This is a genomic window from Blautia schinkii (assembly GCF_013304825.1).
Taxonomy (GTDB): Bacteria; Bacillota; Clostridia; order Lachnospirales; family Lachnospiraceae; genus Blautia_A; species Blautia_A schinkii_B.
The window spans coordinates 42,068-64,008 of the sequence record NZ_JAAWUO010000020.1 but is presented as its reverse complement, the minus strand read 5'-3'; the positions used below and the strand labels follow the sequence as shown (position 1 = coordinate 64,008).

General features: G+C 37.8%; 20 protein-coding genes and 2 pseudogenes. All 22 read right to left on the bottom strand.

The genetic code is table 11. The features are described from left to right. Window positions 1–82: 82 nt before the first annotated feature. Window positions 83–1,435: an FtsW/RodA/SpoVE family cell cycle protein gene (locus tag HFM85_RS14160; protein WP_173738935.1), complete on the bottom strand. Its 1,353-nt coding sequence runs from the start codon at window positions 1,433–1,435 to the stop codon at window positions 83–85. A gap of 3 nt (window positions 1,436–1,438) precedes the next feature. Then, the gene (locus HFM85_RS14155) at window positions 1,439–1,768 is read right to left on the bottom strand and encodes a PadR family transcriptional regulator (protein ID WP_055066334.1); all 330 of its coding nucleotides are present in this window, start codon (window positions 1,766–1,768) and stop codon (window positions 1,439–1,441) included. A 122-nt stretch (window positions 1,769–1,890) separates the two neighbouring features. After that, a complete protein-coding gene (locus tag HFM85_RS14150; RefSeq protein ID WP_173738934.1) occupies window positions 1,891–4,224 on the bottom strand; it encodes an ABC transporter permease in 2,334 nt (777 codons plus the stop codon). Further along, window positions 4,221–4,904: an ABC transporter ATP-binding protein gene (locus HFM85_RS14145; RefSeq protein ID WP_173738933.1), complete on the bottom strand. Its 684-nt coding sequence runs from the start codon at window positions 4,902–4,904 to the stop codon at window positions 4,221–4,223. Before HFM85_RS14145 ends, HFM85_RS14150 begins: the two co-directional genes overlap by 4 nt. 112 nt (window positions 4,905–5,016) lie before the next feature. Next, on the bottom strand, window positions 5,017–6,054 hold the full coding sequence (locus HFM85_RS14140) for a sensor histidine kinase (protein ID WP_173738932.1): 1,038 nt from the start codon (window positions 6,052–6,054) through the stop codon (window positions 5,017–5,019). A gap of 8 nt (window positions 6,055–6,062) precedes the next feature. After that, on the bottom strand, window positions 6,063–6,749 hold the full coding sequence (locus tag HFM85_RS14135; RefSeq protein ID WP_173738931.1) for a response regulator transcription factor: 687 nt from the start codon (window positions 6,747–6,749) through the stop codon (window positions 6,063–6,065). Window positions 6,750–7,249: 500 nt separating this feature from the next. Next, window positions 7,250–9,007, bottom strand: a complete 1,758-nt coding sequence (locus HFM85_RS14130; RefSeq protein ID WP_173738930.1) for a DUF2326 domain-containing protein — start codon at window positions 9,005–9,007, stop codon at window positions 7,250–7,252. Next, window positions 8,992–9,222: an ABC-three component system middle component 6 gene (locus HFM85_RS14125; protein WP_118252797.1), complete on the bottom strand. Its 231-nt coding sequence runs from the start codon at window positions 9,220–9,222 to the stop codon at window positions 8,992–8,994. Before HFM85_RS14125 ends, HFM85_RS14130 begins: the two co-directional genes overlap by 16 nt. Beyond that, window positions 9,206–10,180 carry an SMEK domain-containing protein gene (locus HFM85_RS14120; RefSeq protein WP_173738929.1) on the bottom strand — a complete coding sequence of 325 codons (975 nt, stop codon included), beginning with the start codon at window positions 10,178–10,180 and terminating at the stop codon, window positions 9,206–9,208. The genes HFM85_RS14125 and HFM85_RS14120 overlap by 17 nt, the downstream gene beginning before the upstream one ends. A 392-nt stretch (window positions 10,181–10,572) precedes the next feature. Then, entirely contained in the window at window positions 10,573–11,016 is a 444-nt protein-coding gene (locus tag HFM85_RS14115) for an ABC-2 family transporter permease (protein ID WP_173738928.1), read from the bottom strand. A 4-nt stretch (window positions 11,017–11,020) separates the two neighbouring features. After that, window positions 11,021–11,722, bottom strand: a pseudogene (locus tag HFM85_RS14110) (lantibiotic protection ABC transporter ATP-binding protein). A gap of 101 nt (window positions 11,723–11,823) precedes the next feature. Further along, window positions 11,824–12,015, bottom strand: a pseudogene (locus HFM85_RS14105) (TnpV protein); the annotation flags it as partial. 227 nt (window positions 12,016–12,242) lie between these two features. Then, window positions 12,243–12,800, bottom strand: a complete 558-nt coding sequence (gene lepB, locus HFM85_RS14100) for a signal peptidase I (RefSeq protein WP_110103551.1) — start codon at window positions 12,798–12,800, stop codon at window positions 12,243–12,245. A 10-nt stretch (window positions 12,801–12,810) separates the two neighbouring features. Next, window positions 12,811–13,248, bottom strand: a complete 438-nt coding sequence (locus tag HFM85_RS14095) for a helix-turn-helix transcriptional regulator (protein WP_173738927.1) — start codon at window positions 13,246–13,248, stop codon at window positions 12,811–12,813. Between the two features lie 155 nt (window positions 13,249–13,403). Then, the gene (locus tag HFM85_RS14090) at window positions 13,404–14,792 is read right to left on the bottom strand and encodes a DUF4179 domain-containing protein (protein ID WP_173738926.1); all 1,389 of its coding nucleotides are present in this window, start codon (window positions 14,790–14,792) and stop codon (window positions 13,404–13,406) included. Further along, on the bottom strand, window positions 14,789–15,346 hold the full coding sequence (locus tag HFM85_RS14085) for an RNA polymerase sigma factor (protein ID WP_114002530.1): 558 nt from the start codon (window positions 15,344–15,346) through the stop codon (window positions 14,789–14,791). Before HFM85_RS14085 ends, HFM85_RS14090 begins: the two co-directional genes overlap by 4 nt. A gap of 345 nt (window positions 15,347–15,691) precedes the next feature. Then, window positions 15,692–15,859, bottom strand: coding sequence for a hypothetical protein (locus HFM85_RS14080; protein WP_173738925.1), 168 nt, complete (start codon window positions 15,857–15,859; stop codon window positions 15,692–15,694). Between the two features lie 280 nt (window positions 15,860–16,139). Continuing rightward, complete coding sequence (locus tag HFM85_RS14075) at window positions 16,140–16,691, bottom strand: hypothetical protein (protein ID WP_173738924.1); 552 nt, start codon at window positions 16,689–16,691, stop codon at window positions 16,140–16,142. A 21-nt stretch (window positions 16,692–16,712) separates the two neighbouring features. Beyond that, complete coding sequence (locus HFM85_RS14070) at window positions 16,713–16,952, bottom strand: hypothetical protein (RefSeq protein WP_173738923.1); 240 nt, start codon at window positions 16,950–16,952, stop codon at window positions 16,713–16,715. Window positions 16,953–17,430: 478 nt separating this feature from the next. Next, on the bottom strand, window positions 17,431–19,290 hold the full coding sequence (asnB, locus tag HFM85_RS14065) for an asparagine synthase (glutamine-hydrolyzing) (RefSeq protein WP_173738922.1): 1,860 nt from the start codon (window positions 19,288–19,290) through the stop codon (window positions 17,431–17,433). A gap of 521 nt (window positions 19,291–19,811) precedes the next feature. Then, window positions 19,812–20,918, bottom strand: coding sequence for a DUF4179 domain-containing protein (locus HFM85_RS14060; RefSeq protein ID WP_173738921.1), 1,107 nt, complete (start codon window positions 20,916–20,918; stop codon window positions 19,812–19,814). Next, a complete protein-coding gene (locus HFM85_RS14055; protein ID WP_173738920.1) occupies window positions 20,912–21,451 on the bottom strand; it encodes an RNA polymerase sigma factor in 540 nt (179 codons plus the stop codon). The genes HFM85_RS14060 and HFM85_RS14055 overlap by 7 nt, the downstream gene beginning before the upstream one ends. Window positions 21,452–21,941: the final 490 nt, after the last annotated feature.

The window sequence follows — 21,941 nt, the reverse complement described above, 5'->3', positions numbered from 1 at the left end:
TTCAATTACTTGCATAAATTCGATGGACGCGTCTTATATCCCCATAGCTGAAGCAGGGGGTTTTACGACGCATTGGATAATATTACGATACTTTTTTTACCTTAGAATTAATGGACATAAAGCCTGCTTCAGGATGTCGCGGATAAATATTCTTATACCTGTAAGTACTCAGCACGATTCCCATGAGTCCATAAGAAACTATGATACAGCTTCCTCCGGCTGAAAAAAACGGAAGAAATGTTATTGATTGCGGAAATACGCCAAGATTCTCAAGGACATTTATCAAAAAACTGATGAGAAATACAATTCCGCACCCGCATCCCATCATCATACCCAGCTGATTTTTCTGTCGCAACGCAGTGTTAAAGACTGCAAAAATCAAAACCGCAAGAACACAGCACAAAAGTATAGCTGCAATTATTCCATATACAGATGACAGATAGGTCAGAATGTAATCCGCGTTAAATGCTGGCAGGATTCCCGTTACATCTGATTTGCTTTTCCCGATCAGCTTATTTTGTCTCCAAAGTGAATGCAACATTTTTGTGAGATAATCTGTTTCGCTACCGCTGGAAAACATCGCCTGTATGCGCGCAATTTGATATTCCGCCAGCCTGTTTCTCAGGTACATACCCAGGAAAGCTGCTATGGGCGCGGTCAAAAACACAGCCCAGATTCCACAGATAGTTCTTTTCTTTCTGACAGTAAACCAGTCCTTTTTGATTGCGATCGTCAACATAGTCAGCATAGTTACCAGCATCACACAAGCTGTCCTGAGTGCCGGCAGGCTGTAAACTAATATTACTGGAGCAATCAGCCATAAGATTGCTCTTACCAGTCCCTTATATCCCCACCCATGATATTTATATAAAATTGCTCCATATATGGGGACATAAAACAGCATCAGTTTTTGTACATCCATGCCTCTTCTGCCTCCTGGCAGTGATATAAAAATCCTTGCTCCGTTTACCTGGCCTCCTTCCAATATAACCAGCAAACAGGCGGACAATAAAACAGCTGCAATTATTTTTGAAAATTTTGCCAGTACGGTATAGTCCAGCAGATACAAAATCATCATGACAGCCAGCCCGATCATAACATGAAACACATATCTGTCAGAACCGGCTACCGCATTCTCACTGGCTTTTCCGGAAATCCCTGCATGTATCAGAACACCTGCAATGCTGATAAGTATAATCATTCCCAAAAGTTTCCATGCAGCTTGAGGTCTGTGGATACTGTCAAGAGAGATTCCTGTTTCCACAGGATTCCCCATGTCTCTGACGGCTTCCTTCTCTGCCTGTTCATGATCCATGCCTGCCTTCATGTTTTCCGCAATCTGATCCTCCATATGATCCTGCAGTTCCTGTTTTATGTATGGTCTGGCTTTTGTGCAGCGAATCTGTTCCAGCAATAATTTCAGATATTCATCCATAACTCACACCTCCAGTATAAGCACATTGGTCACTGCTGCAGAATACTCTTTCCATTCCTCTATTTTCTTTTCCAGGAATCCTCTTCCCTGTCTGGTAAGGCTATAATACTTTCTGGTCTTTCCAGCTACATCCTGTTCATATACTGTCAGGAGTCCTTTCTCTTCCAAGCTGTGCAGCAATGGATAAAGAGTTCCAGCCTTCAGCTCAAATACATTCTGAGATTTTTGCCTCAGTGTGTCGATCATCTCATATCCATACATATCCTTTTCAGACAAAAGTTTCATTACAAGCATTGCCATACTTCCTGAAACCAATGCTCTTTCAATAGCCATCTGGTCCACCCCCTTCTTAGAATAAGTTATATATCGGCGCTCTATATATCGGTCATCTATATAATAGATTATTTTACATTATTTGTCAATATATCAATAAAATTTATCAAAACTAATGGCTATTACCATTCATTGATTGTTTCGGTAATTTCCATATTACGTATGCGCTTTGCAGGGGCATAGACAGATACAATAGCAGATATGAAGATAAAGGCAACAACGATTCCAAATCGTAGGATAGGAAAACTCCACTCAATTCCAAAATAATGTGCAATTAGACGATTATATAAAAATCGACTAAGAGGAAGTCCAATACCACATCCAACTATCAAACCAGAAATTGCATAGGTGTACGCTTCCGCAGAAATCATTCGTTTAAGCTGTCTATTATCCATACCAACAGCTCGCATTGCTCCATACTGCTTCATCCGTGCAGATACACTCATGGAGATGCTATTGACGATATTAAACAGCGAGATAATTCCGACAATAGCCAGAAAACCATAACAAACAATTCGTACCGCCAAATAGGTAGCATTATTTTGTTTATTGCTTTCACGCTGATCTGTGATAATAATGTCATCACTTTCAAGGCTTCTAATTTCTGCTATCGTTTCTTCAGTTGCATTTGAATCTAATTGAATTCCAATAAGACCATACTTTGTATTACCCATGATACGGTCAAATGTTTCCTGCGAACAAATAATAATCAAATCATCTCCAAAGAGCCCTTGTGACAGAGTGCAAGTAATCTCTACTTCCTCGCCTGCAAACTGGATAGTATCACCTATACGCAGTGAATTATTTCTATTATATACGGTTGCCACTTTGTTACTGTCCCCATAAACTGTATCCAATGCTCCCTGAGCAATACTTTTTTTTGAGTAATCTAGCAGTGTATCATCATAAGAAACAATGTTGATATGGTCTATCCCTGCTCTTGAAGATGTTGCGGGGATATTTTCCATATAGCTGCTTCCATAAGCATTTGCAACCCCATCTATTTTTTTTATTTCATCGACCAGGCTACGCTCAATATCCAGTTTATTTGCATAACTTGATAATGCTATGTCGGCTGATGTGACATTTTGCGATGGAACAAGCTGCTTTGCAAAGTCTAAAATCACAGAAAAGGAAAAAAACAACATAATAGTTAATGCAAAAGAAGCTGTCATTAAAAACCAGTTTTTCTTTTTTTCAATTGCATGATGGAAACCAAGCGAATTGTCAATTTTCCCTAAGTTAAACTTAATAGCGTGGTTAGCAGAAACTTTATTATCTATATTGCCAGAAACCGCTGATATAGGTGAAACTTTAGCAGCCCGTTTTGCTGGGGATTGCGCCGCTAAAAATACAGTTACCACGCCGACAACCACACCACTGATTAGTCCAACAGGACTGATCTGAAAGACTGGTGTTGTAGAAAATTCTCCACCAATTCCATAATGAAATGTGGCACAAATAATCCAACTAATTATTGTTCCAAAGAACACCCCTATAGGTACCGCTATTTTACACCAGTTCAATGCTTCCAAACGAACAAAGCGGATAATTTGCACATGACTTGCACCAATGCAACGCAACATTCCAAAAAACTGAGTTCGTTGTGCAATCATGCTATTCATGCTGCCAGAAATCATCAATATCCCTGCCAGCAACACTAAAACAAATAGAATTGCTGCTAATCCGTATATACTCTGCATCGCAGTACTGTTACTTTGTCCAGACATACCCATAACACCAGTATTTTCAGAAATACTCTCATCAGGTAATTGGTACTGTGTCTGTAATTCTCTTTTTGCATTTGCTGCTTTTGTTGCACTTTCAAACTGCACATAATAGGTTAACTCATTATTTGTCACTTCGTTTTGTGCCATAACAGAAGTAAATGCATTTTGTGTCAGATAAGAACCTACCAAATAGGTCTGATTGTTATAGTAATTTTCATCATCTGTTCCAAAACCTGATATTGTAAATATTCGATCTCCAGCAGGGGTATGTAAGGTTACTTTATCCCCAAGTTGTACTCCCAAAGCAGTTACAGCATTAGGTGTAAGCATAACTTCCGTATCATTTTCCGGAAATGTTCCTTCTACAATTCCATTTGAAATCTGAACGATATAGGCTTCATCAGTGCCATACAAAACGGTTCGTTTTTTGTTGATTCGGTATGGTTGTTCTCCTTCAAAATTAAATTGAGAGGCTGCACCAACTGCTGTAACATCTGAACGATTACTGATTTCATCCGCATCATCCTGTGAAATATTTTTTATCGCAATGTGCCAGTTTCCATGATTATTTATCATAAAATCACTTTCTGTTCGTATCATCATGTCAGCGACACTGAAAATGGCTGTAACAAGAAACACCGCAATAATAATACACAAAACTGTCATACGATTTTGTTGCTTGCGCACCTTTGCAGAAATGGGGATGAGACTAAGATAGCTTTTCATTCACGGCACCTCCCAAAATCAGTTAAAGCTCCATCCGACACTTGCAATACCCGGTCTGCCGTTTGTGCTATGCTGCGGTTATGGGTAATCATAATGATGGTCTGCTCATATTTTTTCGATGTTTCTTTGAGCAATGCAATAACCTCGCTGCTATTTTGTGAATCCAGATTTCCCGTCGGCTCATCCGCCAGAATCAGAGAAGGGCGGGTAATCAATGCACGTCCAATCGCCACTCTTTGTTGTTGACCACCGGAAAGCTGACTCGGCAGGTGATTTCGGCGCTCTTTCAGATTCAGCACCGCCAATAGTTCTTCCAGATACTTTTTGTCCGGTTTCTGGTAGTCCAGCAACACAGGGAAGATGATATTCTGCTCCACGGTCAGCTCCGGCACAAGGTTGAACGCCTGAAAGATAAAGCCGATATTCCTACGCCGAAACACAGTTAATTTCTTGTCGTTCATGCAAAAAATGTCCTTGCCATCAATCAGCACCTTGCCTGACGTAGGCGTATCCAAGGCGCCGATCATGTTCAGCAGTGTACTTTTGCCAGAACCGGATTCTCCAACGATTGCCACATACTCCCCTTTGGGAACAGAAAAGCTAACATCTTTCAAAGCCTTGACTGCGGTTTCCCCGTTGCCATAGATTTTACAAATATTTTTGACTTCTAACAAGTTCATAGTGCAAACACCTCTTTCTCAATAATTTTGCTGTCGTAAACGGGTGGACTTTCGTTCTCTGTCTACAATGGAAAGAATAGCACCTCAATATTACTGTAACCCTACAACCAGCCTACAATTTTGTAGGAATTGGGAAATTCATTATAAAACTCGTTCCAAGTCCTAATTCGCTTTCTACTTCTATCAGACCCCCATGAGCTTCGATAATTGCTTTTGCCAACGGCAGGCCAAGCCCAATCCCCTGTATATCCTTTGAAAAGCGGCTGCGATAAAACCTCTTAAAGATATGGTATAGGTCTTCTGGATGAATCCCGCACCCGTTATCTTTTACTGTGATTTGAACAGCAGAGGGCAGTACCTTCCATTTGATGTGAATGGTATCACCCTTTTCTGTATGATCCATCGCATTTTTCACAATATTGCCAATCGCTTCGCTCAACCAATCACGGTCACAGAAAAAGGAAATATCATCTGCACCAGATAAGACGATCTCTTTCTGTTCCTGTTTGGCACGATACGCAAAGTGTAGCTCCAAATCCTGCATCATATCCGCCACATTTTCTATTTCCTTTTCAAATGCAATAGAACCAGCATCCAACTTTGTGATTTTGAGAAGGTTTTGCACCAAAACTTCAATACGATCAAGCTCCTGCTCGGACAGATCAGCAAATTCTTTCACAGAGGACACCTCTATATCCTCATCCCGAAGTAGTCCGTTATAAATATTCAAAGCTGCCAGTGGCGTTTTCAGTTGGTGCGAAATGTCGGAGATTGTATTTTTCAAAAACTCCTTCTCTCGCAACTCGTTATCTGCATGAGCATTTAATACTGCTGCTAAAGAATTGATGGAATGAAAAAGGCGGTACAATTCGCCCTCATCATCACATTCAATACGAGCACTGCGATCACCATCAAGATACGCATTGATCTGCGATATTGCCTGCTCCATGATCTGATTTTGCCGATTAAAATATACAAAGCAGACTGCACATACAGCACTATTAGCCAATAGTAGAAGGATTAGCAGTGACAGGGAAAGTCGGTGACAAGACAGCCATAAAAAAAACTCAGCTAAGAGAAATGTGCACCCTAAAATCAGCGAGAGCGAAAGAAATAGATTTTTGATTTCTTTATTTGCAAGTATTTTCATTCTGCACCTCATACGGTAATGTTCCATTTATAACCCATGCCTCGAACAGTCCGGAGCATTTGCGGTTCGCTCGGATTATCCTCAATTTTCATACGAAGCCGACGCATATAGACTGTAAGGGTACTACTGTCGATATAATTTCCATCGCAGTCCCATAGCCTATCCAAAATTTGCTCCTTCGTCAGTACCATATTCGGATTTCGCATAAACAAACAAAGCAGCTTATATTCCACAGCAGTTAAATCCAAAAGTACTCCATTCTTAAAAACCTGTCCTTGCAGCAAAAGAACTTTGATACCATTCGACTGCAATTCCGTATCCATTGCCTGAAAAGAATTTGCGCGACGAAGTAAGGCATTAATCCTTGAAACAAAAACTCCCAGTTTGAACGGTTTTGTAATATAGTCATCACCGCCAATATCCAACCCCATAATGATGCTTGTTTCTTCGTCCGAAGCCGTCAGAAAAATAATCGGCACCTTTGATGTAAGCCGAACTTTTTTGCAAAATTCAAAGCCACAACCGTCCGGCAGAGATACATCCAAGATCAGCAAATCATATTTTCCATCTTTCCACATCCCCTCTGCCTCTTTGAGCGTTCTGGCAATACTCAGTTCAAATCCCTGCTTTTTGAAAACAAAGGATAATCCATTGATAAGGCTTAAATCATCTTCTAAAAGTAATATTTTACTCATCTTTAACTCTCTTTCTGTATATCATTTCATATAATGTGCAGATTGAGTTACCATCATCCAGATGAAGTTGATAGGATTCTGTATATGATTATCTCTACATCTGTCAAGCTAACATTAGTGCCTTTTTATGGCAGTTTCCAGCTCATAGTAACTCTGGCATCCAATCCAACCATTCACCAACATTCAAACTTTTAATATACACTGGGTTTTGCACTCTGAGGCAAAGAAATCTGTATGGATAATCAAAGTTTTTGAGCCGCAAACTTGAGTTTTTCTTATATAAAAAAGTCAAAATAGGATTAATCAGTTTTCTACAACTAGATTAATCCTATTTCATTTTATCCTTCTTTTCGTATGATTATTTTTACAGAAAATTCCAACAGTAGAAAGGATACATGAACAGTATCACAAATTTACTCGAAAATCATTGATGTTCCGGTTTAAGAGTGAACTTTATTATCTGCTATTTTATAATCAAATGTCATATAGCACATTTTTTATTATTTTTCCTGATAATCCCGTCCCAAAAACTTCTTTTTCTTCGTAAAAACGGCCACTTGATGCTCGTCAATATTCATTTGGATTAGTTTTCTCTGCTCTTCACTTTCAATCTTATCGCGGTTTAGCGTAAGAATATATTGAAAATCCTGATATTGTTCTTCTTGTTTATAAAGATAATTCAAACATTGAACAAGTGTATCCTGATCCACATCAAAAATATTATCATGCACTAAAAACAGCGGATGCCTATCTCTCGTATATTGATTAAATAATAATGCCATATCATAAATGAACACCTTTGTTCTATCTACACTATGACTTCCATCATCATAAATGCGAAGAGTCAATTCGACTGGTGTTTTTCTGCGAGCTTTATCAATTGTCTGGATGCTAAACGAACATTCCTTATTTCCCATAATAAATTCATGGATTTGCAAAATAGTATCAGTAAAGTCATCAATGATTTTTTTATTTTGTTCAATCTCATCATCAATTTCCATGAGTTGCTGCGTTTTCTGTAGGTTTAGCATTCTTTTCTTTTTCTCGTTCTTTTGGTATTGTTCGAATAAAAACTTTGTATTTGAAGTGGCTTCTTTCTTTGCTTCGTAAATTTTTAAACTTACTTTTAAATTCTTAAGAATTCCTTTTTTATCAATCACCTTCAGCTTTTCTGAATATTCATCATCCAAAATCCGAATTTGTTCCGCAATATTTTTTAACTGGGACTCCAATTCTTTTGCTTTTTGATTCACCAACATTCTTTGAAATTCTTCTATTTTATTCTTAAATCCTACCACTTCATTCAAAGATTTTACTATAGCATTTCCTAAATCATTCTTAAACTGGTTGTAGACCAATTCGATTTCTCTGTCATCAATTTGTTCCGGTTTTGGCATTTTTCTAATTTTTTCATAATCATAACGCAAAGCCTTTTGCCGTTTTCTCAATTGGTCCAGTAAATCCTCCAATTCAATTAGATCCGCTTCCATAGCATTAAAGCTCTCATTCGTTTTAAAGCTTTCAATCGCATCCTCCAATTTTTGCAATTCATCTTCCAATGCATTGAGCTCCGCTCTGACATCTGAAATTTTCTTTTTCCCGTCCTGCGTCAGTTCTTTTTTTTCTTTCGTAAGGACAGTACTAACTGCCTCAATTTCCCTGATGGTTTCAATTGTATTCTTATAAGCTTCCAGAGAAAATCCCAGCAAATATAAATGAGCACTTAGATCGTCCGGGATCTTTTTTGTCAGGTCATGACATTTTATTATATCTGTAAACTCTGAACGTTCATCCCTCATCAAGATTGAAAAAAGATTTCTAAAACTAGGCACTTTTTTACCATTTAATTTTGAAAAAATAATTCCAGTCAGATAATCTCTTGCGTCCTGAATTTTATCAAAGGAAACTGTTTTCCCCTCCCTGATAAGTATAGGTTTATCTGCTTGTTTGCGGTTTCTTTTTATGGTGACTGTTTCCTGCCCTATATCTAAATCCAGGATTACATTTTCTTCTACTGGGAAAACTTCTTTTGGTATTTTTACAATTCTGGATTTTTCATAATCATTCAGAAAACAAAAATCCAAAAATTCAATACTCATGGATTTTCCAACACCATTTGTCTTTCGGCCTTTTACAGATCTGTCATCGTACTTCTCGCCTAATATAATATTAACTCCATCATGAAAAGTAATTTCTTCAAAAATATTATTTTCAGAATAAAGTCGATTGAGACGAATACGATTTATTTCTTTACCCATATGTTCGCCTCCTCAAACTCAACAATATCAACAGAGTATAAAAAAGAAAGCCCTAAGATCAATTGCCTGCTACTTGTGATTCCGGCTTTTTTTAATGCTTTGGACACATCATATATTGAAATCTTTTCTGCATCTCGCTTTTGTATCTCTTTGAGTATGAGATAACCAATATACATTGCAGAAGATTTTAGTGCATTGCTACTTGTCAGCATCATACTCACTCCCTTCGTTTGGAAATACCCTACATTTAATCATTTCATTGACAAGATAGAATTTTATCGCAGAACGGTCATATTTTTTTCCATTAGTGCTTAATTTTTCTTCAAAATATGTAACCAATTTATTTAAAGCAGCAATGGGGTTATCATGCTCCTCTTCCAAAAATTGTACGCTAATATCCTGCAGATAGAACATAATAATAATGTCCTGAGCTTCATCTATTCCAAGCGTTTCATTCACAATATTCAACGCCTCTCCATAAATTGTATAAAGCGTCGTATACTCCGTAATTAATTTATCCGTAAAATTCTTAAATCTTTTATATATTTTATACTCTGGATCCACCGTTGTTTTACGATCCTTGTTTACTTTTCTATTTTGTGAAATATACTCTATCAAATCTATGATTGTGTCCACTTCTCCCGCCTGTGTTTCTCTCACAGAATAATATTTGTTACACAATTCTTCTGACAGATAATCGCTAATTTTTTTTATTTGCACTGTCTCTAATTCACGAATATCTTTTATTAACTTTTCAACGTCCCAAATATCTCTTGTCTTTTCGAAAGAAAACAGCCCCTGTGTATCAAAATCAGAAGAATATTTTTTCTTCTGCGTCAAAATTAGTACAACCAATCTGTCATATAAATGATACGCTTGATTTTTATTAAATTCCGCTATCGTATGCCTGATTTTTGTACTACTATTGTCTGATGTAACCTGAACTGCTATCCTATTCTTCCGATCAATCAAATCAATTGCTGGAGCATTTTTTTCCAAATGATTTGCATTTTTCAATTCATAACCATAGATAAGATTCAACAACCCAGGAAAGAAGTCTTCCGCAATGATGTTAATATCATAGAGATTTACTGCATTTAAAATAGACACTTCCCGACTTAATAGTGCTAAATTTTCAGCTATAGTTTTTAAATAAACCTCTTTATTTATCATGCTTTTCCACTCTCCTTATTTGTTGCTTGCTTCATTCTAACATATTTTTTACTATATGACTATTGATTTTTCTCGTAAATCGTGATCGCATGAATTGTGCTACCTTTGATTTTCTCCGGATACAAGCCATAGGTATGTGAGTGTACGATGAAAGCAATGTTACTCACCTCGTGATCAACTCGCTTACTTCGAATATGTAACAAAGAATTTATCGTACCAGATAAGGAATGACAAAACCATCCAGATTTTACGGCTGTTATCTTCCTTTTTCTCTTTATGGTCTTTCAGAAGCCGAAGCAGTTCCTCTATATAAAAAAATTCTTCTGCTTCTTTTGGATCCAAAAAAAATAAGAGGGCTGCATCTTACAGCTCTCTTATTTTAAATATACATCCTATAAGCAAAGCGGAATCTGCCATATAGAAGCTATCATAATAGCAACACTGCCTATAAAGGATTGTCCCGGTGTGAAAATAACGGTTGACGGGGAGATAATATTGCTAACACATACCAACAATGCCAATATAAAAGCCGCAAATATCATTTTTTCAATCAGAATCAGGTTTTTACTAATCCAAAATTTTTTCAGATTGATAGACATAGAATATACGGAATAGTATTTATCTGCACGTATTTCTTTTTGATTGGACAAATAGCAAAGAACTGTAATTGTTCCCGGAAGTAAAAAGGAATACCACCAATACAAGGACATATACTGGAATCCAGTAAATCCAGCCATAAGCCAAGCAAAAACTGCTGTAATCAATGGGGCAATTATCAATAATTTATTGAAAAAGGTTCTTCTGAATTTTAAATGTTCTGATTTAAGGTATTTCATACTCTTACATTTCCTTTCTGTTTTTTTTCACAATATCCATGAATAATTTTTCGAGATTTTCTTCAGCATGTAAAACACCTTCATACCCCAAGACACCCTCCGAGATAATGCCGATATGGTCAGCAATCTGCTGTACCTCTGTAAGAATGTGGCTGGAAAGAATTACCGTAATTCCTTTAGAGGGGAAGGAACGAATCAATTCACGGAGTTCTTCTATACCAACAGGATCGAGGCCGTTTGTAGGTTCGTCTAAAATCAGCAGGCGGGGATTGTTTAAAATTGCAATCGCAATTCCCAACCGCTGTTTCATGCCAAGAGAAAATTGTCCTGCCCGTTTCTTTCCGGTATTCGTAAGGCCGACAATATCAAGCGCTTCATGGCAGCGTTTATCCGGTAAGCCGAGAAGCTCCGTCCTCACTTTTAAATTTTCAAATGCAGTCAGGTTCTCATAAAGAGGCGGGGTTTCGATTAAGGTTCCTATGTCATTCAAATCTTTTCAGCGCCAAGCGTGGCCGTCAAACTCAATGCTTCCAGATGTCGGTTTCAAAATGCCTGTTACCATTTTAAGTGTTGTGGACTTTCCGGCTCCGTTTGGTCCCAACAATCCATAGACGGAATTTTTTTCAATATTCAGCGATATGTTATTTACAACTGTCTGCCTGCTGAATGATTTACAGAGATTTGTTGTTTTCAAGATTATACTCATATTTTACACTATCCTTTCTTTTGATTATGCTAAAAGGATAACTGCAAATTTTGAAGATTTCATAAAGAAAATAGAATTTCTTAAATACATAATAGGAAATACTTGTCCACTTCCAGAAGATGCTTTCCAAGCGTATCATGCAGAAGCATCACCCGATAGGTTGAATTTCGATGGTTTTTCAGATAATCTCTGCGAAGAAAACCATACTTGCCAAGTTGCTCCATCTGCTTACCGGATTTATAAGTAAGATCCGGAAGCAGATATCCATTTACATTCGTATACGTTAATTTCATTTTGTTAGCACTCTCCATTTCTCATCATTTTTTGACCACAAATTCACGACATTTACGACAAATCTGACACTGCTTTACAATACCAGACAAAATGACTGATACCCCGGAAAGCCTGTAAAACAGGCACTTTTGGGACACACAAGACAGGACAAAAATCGACTTCCATTATCAAATAAAAAACGCGAATATTCCAGTGCTTAATAAGCCACTGATATTCGCGTTTCTTATTATCCTAACCACTTGAAAGATGGATAGTATCTTACAACAGCTTTCCCCACAATCTGGTCAAATCGCACGAATTTGTTTTTCCATGAACGTGAATCCTTCGAATCATTCCGGTTGTCACCAAGCATGAAATAACAGTTTTCCGGAACTGTATATGGACCATAACTTCCGATCATTTTCTCCGGAATGAAAGAGTCATCCAATGGAGTGGGGGAACCATCAATATAAACTTTCCCATCCTTAATTTCCACTACTTCTCCCGGCAGTCCGATCACTCTTTTGATAAAAAGACGACTTTCATCATCTGGGTATTTGAATATTACAATATCAAATCGCTCCGGGTCCTTGAACTTTTCAGAAATTTCATAACCGAACAGATTAAGATTAATTCCATACGCAAGCCGAAAGCCGAAAAGGCGGTCTTTCACCATAAGTGTTTTTTCCATGGAGGGTGAAGGGATTTTTGCGTTAATCAAAACAACATTATTGATAACCAGAGTAATTGCCACTACTATTACAATCAATTTCACATAGCCTAACAGTTCACGCCAGATTTTCATATTCTCCACCTCACCGTTCTTTATCATTCATATATCTGAACAATCTTTTGTCATATTTTGCTTCCCGGTACCAGCCAATTCCGATCATGACCACGCCTAATACAATGGTAACCGTTCTGACCATTGTATCAGCTGAAAACAGGCAGGTGATTACAATTCCAGTTCCTGCACCTGTAAAAAAGTCAATAACAGACTTTTCCCGTTTCAATGATCCAAGCACTCTTTCTTTATCCATGGTTTTTACCATTTTGACATCTTCCTTTATTAAGACATCGAGAGAAATATCAAAACGGTTGCTGATGTCTATGAGAATCTGCAGATCCGGATAGCTCTTTTCATTTTCCCAATTAGACACAGTCTGTCTCGTAACATGAAATATTTTTCCAAATTCCTCCTGGGTCAGTCCCTTTTCTTTTCGTATTTTTAATATCTGCGTTCCAATGTTCATATTGCTCTGCTCCTGTTCTTCCAATCGGTTTTGCTTTCTCACCTGGATTATATAAAAATTTCTGCCAAATGAAAAGCAATTTACCTTTTACAGCGAAAAAACAGGTATGCAAAGCTTCTTTGACATGGGATTTTTGAAAACAGATTCACGTTTCTCTACCTAATCTGAATCCTTATTTTATCCCCGACAGATGTCCAACCGGATTCTGCAGTGATTTCACCGATAGCTCCATCATAATATGCGCTTTCTTCGGTTCCGTAATCTTCATCCGTTTTATCTGCTGCGTCGGTATTTTCTTTCTGGTCTGTATCGTCTTGAAGCCTTACTTCTGTGGGAGCATCTGCCCCTCCGATAATTTGAGTTTCAACCTGATCCTCTGCATCTGACGGATTTTTTTCCTCCAAAGTATCCTCCGGAACCTCTTCTACCTCTTCTGTAGTCTCACCAATTTCTACAAAATCGTCATCAACCCAGACAGTGTCTGCAGCAGCCATGTAAGGTTCTCTGGTATAAAGCTGTAATTCCAGATAATCGCTGTCAATATCCGGGAGCAAAAGAACCGGGCCGTCAGAATCCAGCTGATACATACCCCAGAAACTGGTTTTAAAACTCCATTGAGATTTACCATCTGCCGAATTACTGCGCAGTTCATACTGTACCTGATTTCCTTTACTGTCTGTCCCCATAAGCATCATCTCATTACCATTATACAGCTTTTCCTCAAGTTCTTCCGGAATTTCTGCCTTAATTATACTTTGCAGTTTATTCATGGAAAAGTCTGTTAATTTTACGATTCCTTCTTCTGTTTTAACAGAAACATCTTCCAGCTTTTTATGAACTGTCTGTTTCATAAGCTCCTCATGGGGAATAGAAAAATCAAACTCAAACTCTACGAAATAATCTTCGCCAAGATTTTCATTTTGATAGGCACCGAGTACCAAATGTACTTCCGGATTTTCTCCCAAATCACCATCAAGGGAAAATCGAGATTCCAGAACAGCATCATAGACATTTTCATCCAGTCCATTATTTAGCAAATCTTCGTCCGAATATGGCAGATGGTGTCCGCTTTCGTATTCTTCAATTTTCTGTCCATTTATTGTAGTTTTCCGATAATCAATGTCAAGCTGTGTATTGGCAAAGGTCCAGGCATCCTGGACATCATCCGTGTCCTTTTGCCCGGAAGATGTTTTTTCTGCATGCACCTTTGTTAACAGAACCCCATTATCCAGAACAACTTCTTTTAATGTTACAGTAATTCCTTTGTCTTCCTTAGAGGTATTCAACACTTCCGTATAAGATTCAATACCTTTTGGGAAACCAAGGGTTTCTCCTATGGACAATGTAATATTTTTTATTGCAGCCTGGATATGTGGATTAGAAAAGATAACAGAACCCAAGGTGACGATCACACAGGCTGCTGCTGCTTTGCTCCACCCTTTTGGTCTCCGGTTTTCCTTTTTTTCACTCCATTCCCGCTCTGCTTCCTCTATATATTTCGGATCAATATTACCAAATTCTTTTGAAAAATCAAACTTTTTCATATGCGTCCTCCTTCTTTTTCCAACAGTTTCAACAGCTTTTTCCGGTTTCTGTATAAATTCATTTTCACGCTTCCCGCTGACATATGATGCCTTTTGGATATTGCAGAAACAGGATCTAAAAACCAGTATCTTCGTACAAAAATATTTCTGTCCTTTGGAGACATTTCTTCCAAAAAACGATTTATGGTTTCCATCAGTTCTTTTTCCGCCAGCTGTTCTTCCACGGTATAAGTTACATTTAGCTGCTCCATTTCCTCCATAACATCTGCCATATGAACATCCGGGCGCTTGCCTGCAAACTTTTTCCTTAAGCGGTCAATACTAAGATTTCTTGTAATCCGACCGCAAAAGTGTGCCAATACAGAAGGATGCGTAGGAGGAATCTGTGACCATACCGAAAACCAGGTATCATTCAGACATTCCTCGGCATCTTCTCTATTCGCCAATAAATTCCAGGCAATCTTGTAGCAATAGGGGTGATACTTAGTACTCAATTCTATAATTCCATTCTCATCTCTTTTCAAAAACAGGTTTATAATTTCATCATCATTCATTTACAGGTTGTCCTCCGAGTTTCTTTAAGATAAAAGTCACTGTCCATAATCTGACCAGCAACAGATAAGGCGCCTTTTTGAATAAAAAAATTTCCATTCATATTATATATCGTAAAAAATAGTGGATGGTAACAAAAAAATTTAATTTTTTCAGTTGAGATCCAAACTACAGTTTTGGTTTTCAGAAGATTACCTTTTAGGGGTAAAAATAATGAAAAGCAGCCGATATTCTCATTTTATATATCATGAGATACCGGCTGCAACTGCTGTTATAAAATATTTTCTTGTTCTGTAGTTTTGTACTTTATACTACAGCATTCATTATAATCACGGTCAAAACACATCCTATAAACTGTCCACAAAACGCATAAAATCTTCTCTTCCTTTTGGTGTGCATTTATAAACTCCGGCCTCTTCCAGCACATGTACAAACACCAGTCCTACTTCTTTTTGAAGAATTGCATGAATGTTCTCTGCATTAATATCCGAATATTTTTTCAGCAATTCTTTCACCCAGACCTCATGCTTTGCTATTTTTTCATTTGAAGAAATATCTTTTCCAGATAAAATGTATTCCTCTAAATTGTCTGATATTCAAGTCGTTGAGTCGCTCTTGAAAGCAAAACCGTATTACACTTGTAAAAAAGGTCTGCCGCTTCTGCACTCAGATCTTTTTGCAAGTGTAATATTCTACATATTCCTGAACTATCCTTATGGAGTAACATATCACTGATATGGACAAACAGATACCTTTCGACGATCAATCAGTCTATTAATTGTTTTAGTACCAACATCAAATTGAATCAATTTCTTTATATAACTTTATTAGTTGCCTAAGCAAATTTTCATATTCTTTTATTGTCTCATCCGAATTAGACTCTTTTACTATATCCTTGTCATTTCGTAGATTAGAAATTTCAAATGGGTATTGGTTCAATAATTTGATTGTTTCTTTGCAATTTGGGATTAATTGATTTCTTTTATTATATGGAATCGCATTTATGCGTTCTCTTAAATTATGCCGCAGATTGTATGCAAGCCAGTCTGCCGTATCAAAAAAAGCACGATATTCATGTCCATATGCTTTCTCAAGGTTTCCTTTGATATAAGAATAGTAATCGTATCCCTCCGGCACTTTTTTGGTTGTGCTTGCAAAAATCCTTACAATATGATCATATGCATCCCGGTGCTCTTTTAATGGCTGAATCAATGCATCCCCATTTTCTGATATTTCTTCGGCTGTAAGTAGATAAATTTGGGTTTTTTGATGTAATTGATATATCTTTTTCCACAACAGCCCAATCTCATCGTTTTGCATTAGATTAAAAACATTTTGTTCAGCCATTTAAAATACCCCGCTATTGAATTAATGAATTTTTAACTTTGACTCCTTTTCCCTCATTACCAGAAACGATTTTTCATCTAGAATACGGTCACCAAAAATCCGCCAGGATCCACGTCGCTTTATTCGGTACGCTTTAATAGTGGAGATTTTTCCGTTTTCACAGTCTCTTGAAAAAAATTTCCTATATTTAAAAGTTTCTATTATCCCCCATAGAGTTCCTGCAACTATAAAAAAAAGAAGTACTGCTACAGCTTCAATCATAAATATTCTCCTTATCATCCCAGTTACATGCATCGTCACAATCGGACTGCATCCCAAGGTCTTTTGGTTCGATCACATTTCTTACACTACTACCTGCACTATATTTTTCTCTTCTGTAAATTATGCTAAGATGAACAAATATTTCTCTGTAAAGTAACAAAAGAATAAATCCAACAAATATACAGGATAGTAATATAACTCCTTTCCTAGATGCCACAGATTGCAATTGTGGATTTCCAAGGAAGCAAACTGCTGAAATTGCGCTTCCTGATTTGCCTTTCCATTTAAGAACAATGAGTCGAAAGCATCCAAAACCGTAAAATCTTTCAGATTTCCACCCACATACTCCTTAAACTCTTCCTCCAATAATCCGAAAGTTTCTATACAAACAAATAGAGTTTTATCATAAAAATCCCAAATACCATTGTCAACGGATTTTTCGTATATTTATATTTTTACCGTCTCATAACCAACTCTCTCACTTCGAACATGTAGCAAAAAATCTATCATACCAGATAAGGAATGTCAAAACTGTCCAGATTTTACGGCTGTTATCTGCCTTTTTCTCTTTGTGCTCTTTCAGAAGTAAAAGAAGCTTATCTGTATGAAAAAACTCTTCTGCTTCTTTCGAGGTAAATAACTCCTTTACCCTCTGATACCAGTCATCCTGCCGCAGCCACACACGGATTGGAATTGGAAAACCAAGTTTCCTACGTTCATCGGTTTCCTGTGGAAGAAATTCTGAAACAGCTTTACGGAAAATATATTTGGTTGTACCCGCTGCAATCTTGGCTTCCTTCGGAAGCTTTGCTGCAAAGTCAAAAACTTCTTTATCCAGAAATGGTACCCTGACTTCCAATGAATGTGCCATGCTCATTTTATCTGCTTTCTGCAAAATATCGCCAGGAAGCCAGTATCTCAGATCTACAGACTGCATTTTTTCCATGTCTCGAAGTGATCCTCTGTTTTCTGACTCAAGTTCTTCAAAAAATGGTCTTAAATATTCCTGTGTGGAAGGTCCTGTTACTTTATTTTTCAAAATCTGCGCTTTCTCTTTTTCACGGTAAATATATGCATTTCCGATGAAACGTTCTTCCACTTTCATTCCTGCACGGATAAGGAAATCTCGTCCCTTCACATCCGGCAGCTTTGCAGCCAGTTTTCCAATTACACGTCTGACACCAAATGGAATCCAGGCAATTTTTTTCAATGATTCCGGTTCTCTGTAAATATTATATCCACCGAAAAGCTCGTCTGCTCCTTCTCCGGAAAGAACAACCTTGACATGACCTGCAGCCTCTTTTGAGAGAAAGTAGAGTGCAACGGCAGAAGCATCAGCAAGGGGCTCATCCATATGATACATAACATCTGGAAGGGCATCCCAGAATTCCTGCTTGGATATGATTTTCACATGGTGTTTTAAACCAGCTTTTTCTGCCACTTTGGCAGCTTTGTTTACTTCACTATATCGGTCTCCCTCATCGAATCCCACTGTAAATGCCTGATCTGCACCAGAGGAAGAAGCCAGATAACCGGAATCCACTCCCCCGGATAAAAACGCGCCAACTTCCACATCACTTAACATATGGTGCTCCACTGAATCCTTTAAATTCTCTGCAAGCTGATTCCGCAGCTGCTCCATATTCGTCTTACGGTCCCATTGGCCTGGTGCAAGCTTTGTTTTGAAATAAGTCTTTATCTCATAGTTTCCGTTTTTATATAAAAGCATATGACCTGGCATAAGCTTATAAATCCCCCTGAAAAAAGTTTCTTCCAGAGGGGAATATTGAAATGACAAATACTGCTCCAGTGCCTTCTGATTTACTTTCCTTTCATAGCCTGGAAATGCAAGGATGCTCTTAATTTCAGAAGCAAATACAAAGTGTCCATCTATTTCGGCATAGTACACAGGCTTAATTCCAAAAAAATCCCTTGCAAGCATCAAACTCTGCTCCTGTTCATTCCATACAGCAAATCCAAACATTCCCCTGAGCTTATCCAGTGCCTTCTCCCCATACTGCTGAATAGTATTTATCAGAACCTCCGTGTCAGAATGGGTACAGAAAGAAATGCCGAAAGCCTCAAGTTCTGCCCGCAGTTCCTTATAATTATAGATTTCTCCATTAAAAACAATATGAAGGTTTCCGTCCGCACTTTCCATAGGCTGCTGCCCATCTTCTAAATCAATAATACTAAGTCTTCGAAAGCCCATCGTGATCTTCTCCCTGCAAAAAGAGCCCTCACTATCCGGACCCCTATGCTCAATGGCTTTCATCATCCTTTCAATTACTGTCTTCTGATCCTGTCTGTAACCTGTAAATCCACAAATTCCGCACATTTTATCCTCCGTATCTATTTGATGTAGTTTATACGCTGCAGCAACTTTTTTATCACAAGTGAATCCCACATGGTCACATCGTAATCATAGTGGTCTGTAAGTCTGCGCCTCAGCTTGTGTTCTCCCTTCTTTTTCTACTTTTGTAGAAATCACCTCTAATTCTACATCTGTAGAATTAGAAAGTCAATCCCATTTTCTACAATTGCAGAATCTATGTCATATATTTGATTGCCCGTCATGACATACCCCAATGACTCAGATCTTACAGATTTACAAACGGTATGAATGCCTCACCGCTGATAAAATGAAAAGCCGGAAAAACGGTCTTTTGTTACAGAGCCATTTTTCCGACTGTATAGTTACCTATATTTAGTCAACTACCCATCACCTAAAGGTAATGGGCTTGGCAGACTTAGCCAAAAAGAGCCGATATCAGTCTTGCAAAGACCTTGTATCGGTTCTTTTTGTATTTTCTCATTATCTAATTATGGGAGGATTTTTCTGTATCACCGAAAAAACTTTTATCCCCGCACTTCAAGCCATTGGTCAATGTTCCCAAAATGTACCGCCTGCAGGTTATCTACATCAACCAGTTGCGGGAAGCTGTTTCTGATGATCAGGACACCGTTTTCCTTATCCTGTTTTTCTCCACCGCCAGCGATGCCTCCCATGGTCCTATCAAGTGTTAAAACCGTTCCATCTTTATAACGCACCTGGTCAATACTAGTTCTGGCATAAAGATCCATGCCATAGTCCGTACCTGCGTACTCAAATTTGTTTTTTTCATCTTCATACACCTTCATAGCTTCATCATAATCAAGATATAATGACCATAAAAGGGGCGTTACTTCCATTTTTTTCACTGTGATTTCATAACCTCCAAAATCACATTTCCGGTTCACTTCCAGAGTTGTCGGAGGCTTTACTGCACCCAGAGTCCATTTAAAGTCCCATGTTCCATCTGTAATAACAGTCGTATCATAATCTCCTTCCTCCGTAAGATTCTTTAATGTGATTTCTACTGTTTTATTACTCAGATCATAATCACTGTCATAAGATATACAGGCGTTAAAATGTTTAAGATGTGCAGAATTTTGATCTGTTTTCAGTAACACATCCTGTCCTACCCCAGTATTGAAACTTCCAAATCTGTTATCGTCCACTGCATATACTTCTTTTCCATCGATCTTAAAATGTGTCATCTCCTCAAAAGAAGTATGATCAGTCATAGAAATACTGTCATCTGTTTTCACTTCAAAAAAAGCATACAGGAATCCCTGATCCTGAATAGAATCTGTCAGGGTAACCGTCACACCATTTTGTGTTACAGACTGGTCTATATTCTGAATATAGGTTGATTCCTGCAGTGTCTTCTGCTGTTCTTCCGATGGCTCCAGTCTTTTCACCAGGTAATTATTCCATTTAAAGAACTCTTTTGCAGCTACAGTAACAGCCATACCAGTACAAATTACTGCTACTGCAATCAATAATCGGCCACTGATTTTTTTTCTTTTGTATTTTTTATCAACTGAATCCGCCTGTTCAATCTGTTTTAGTGTATCTTCAAATTTATTATGAAAATCCTGTGGTACTTCCGGTGCGATATTATTCCATTTGTTCTCTAACATGACATTTTCCCCTTTCCTGTTATTCTTTTTAATTGCTTGCTGTTTTTCCCAGTTGCCGGTCTTTTCTCTTCTTCGGATAACTGCTCTTTCAAAAACTCTCTTGCACGTGAAAGTCTGCTTTTGATCGTTCCTTCCGGAATATCCAGAGCCTCACTGATCTCTTTCAATGAAAATCCTTCTAAATAATACAATGTTACCAAAACCCTCAGATCCTCCGGAAGTTCCATAATCGCCATATACAGATGACTGTATCTGTCCTCCTCAGTCATTTTCATATTGTCCATATATTCTTCATATGGAATAACATTTTTTCTTTTCCGAAGAATCCCTTTGCATTCATTGATCAATATCCTTGTGATCCATGTTCGGAAATATTTTTCTTTCTTTAAAGTGGGAAGTTTTTCATATGCCTTAAGAATTGTTTCCTGCACAGCATCCCCACAATCAGAGTCATTCTTCAGAATGGACTTTGATATATGATACAGCATGGCTTCTGCATCCCGAACCTCCTTAATAAATACATCTTTTGTCATAACTTTGTCTTCTCCTTTTGTCCAGCTGGATTACTACTCATGTTTACTTTTACACTAATTAGATGCATCGGAAAGGAAATCGGTTCTCATCAAAGTATTTTTTTCCGTTGCCTCTTCCATTGCCAACGAAAGATCCACTTTTTTTAATCTCTGTCCTGTTTGTGCTTTTTATGTAATTCCGTAATATATTCCTCAAGCTTCTCTTTGTCTTGCTCTTCACAGGCGACCAAAACCAAACACTGCTTAGATCAATCCGATATGCTTTTACTGTTTTCTGCCCCGGTTTCTCTGTATATGTGCAATAATTCCAGAAACGGTGCTAATTTATCCGGTAGTTTCATTTTTACTCTCTTACGTTTTTTACATTCTCCGTATTATACTACCATTTCACCAGAATATTTTCAGAAATTTTACAAACAAAAAGATGGACATAAGCAAGATCATACATGACAGAAGCACTCCTTGCATTGCCAATCAGATCCGGATTCGG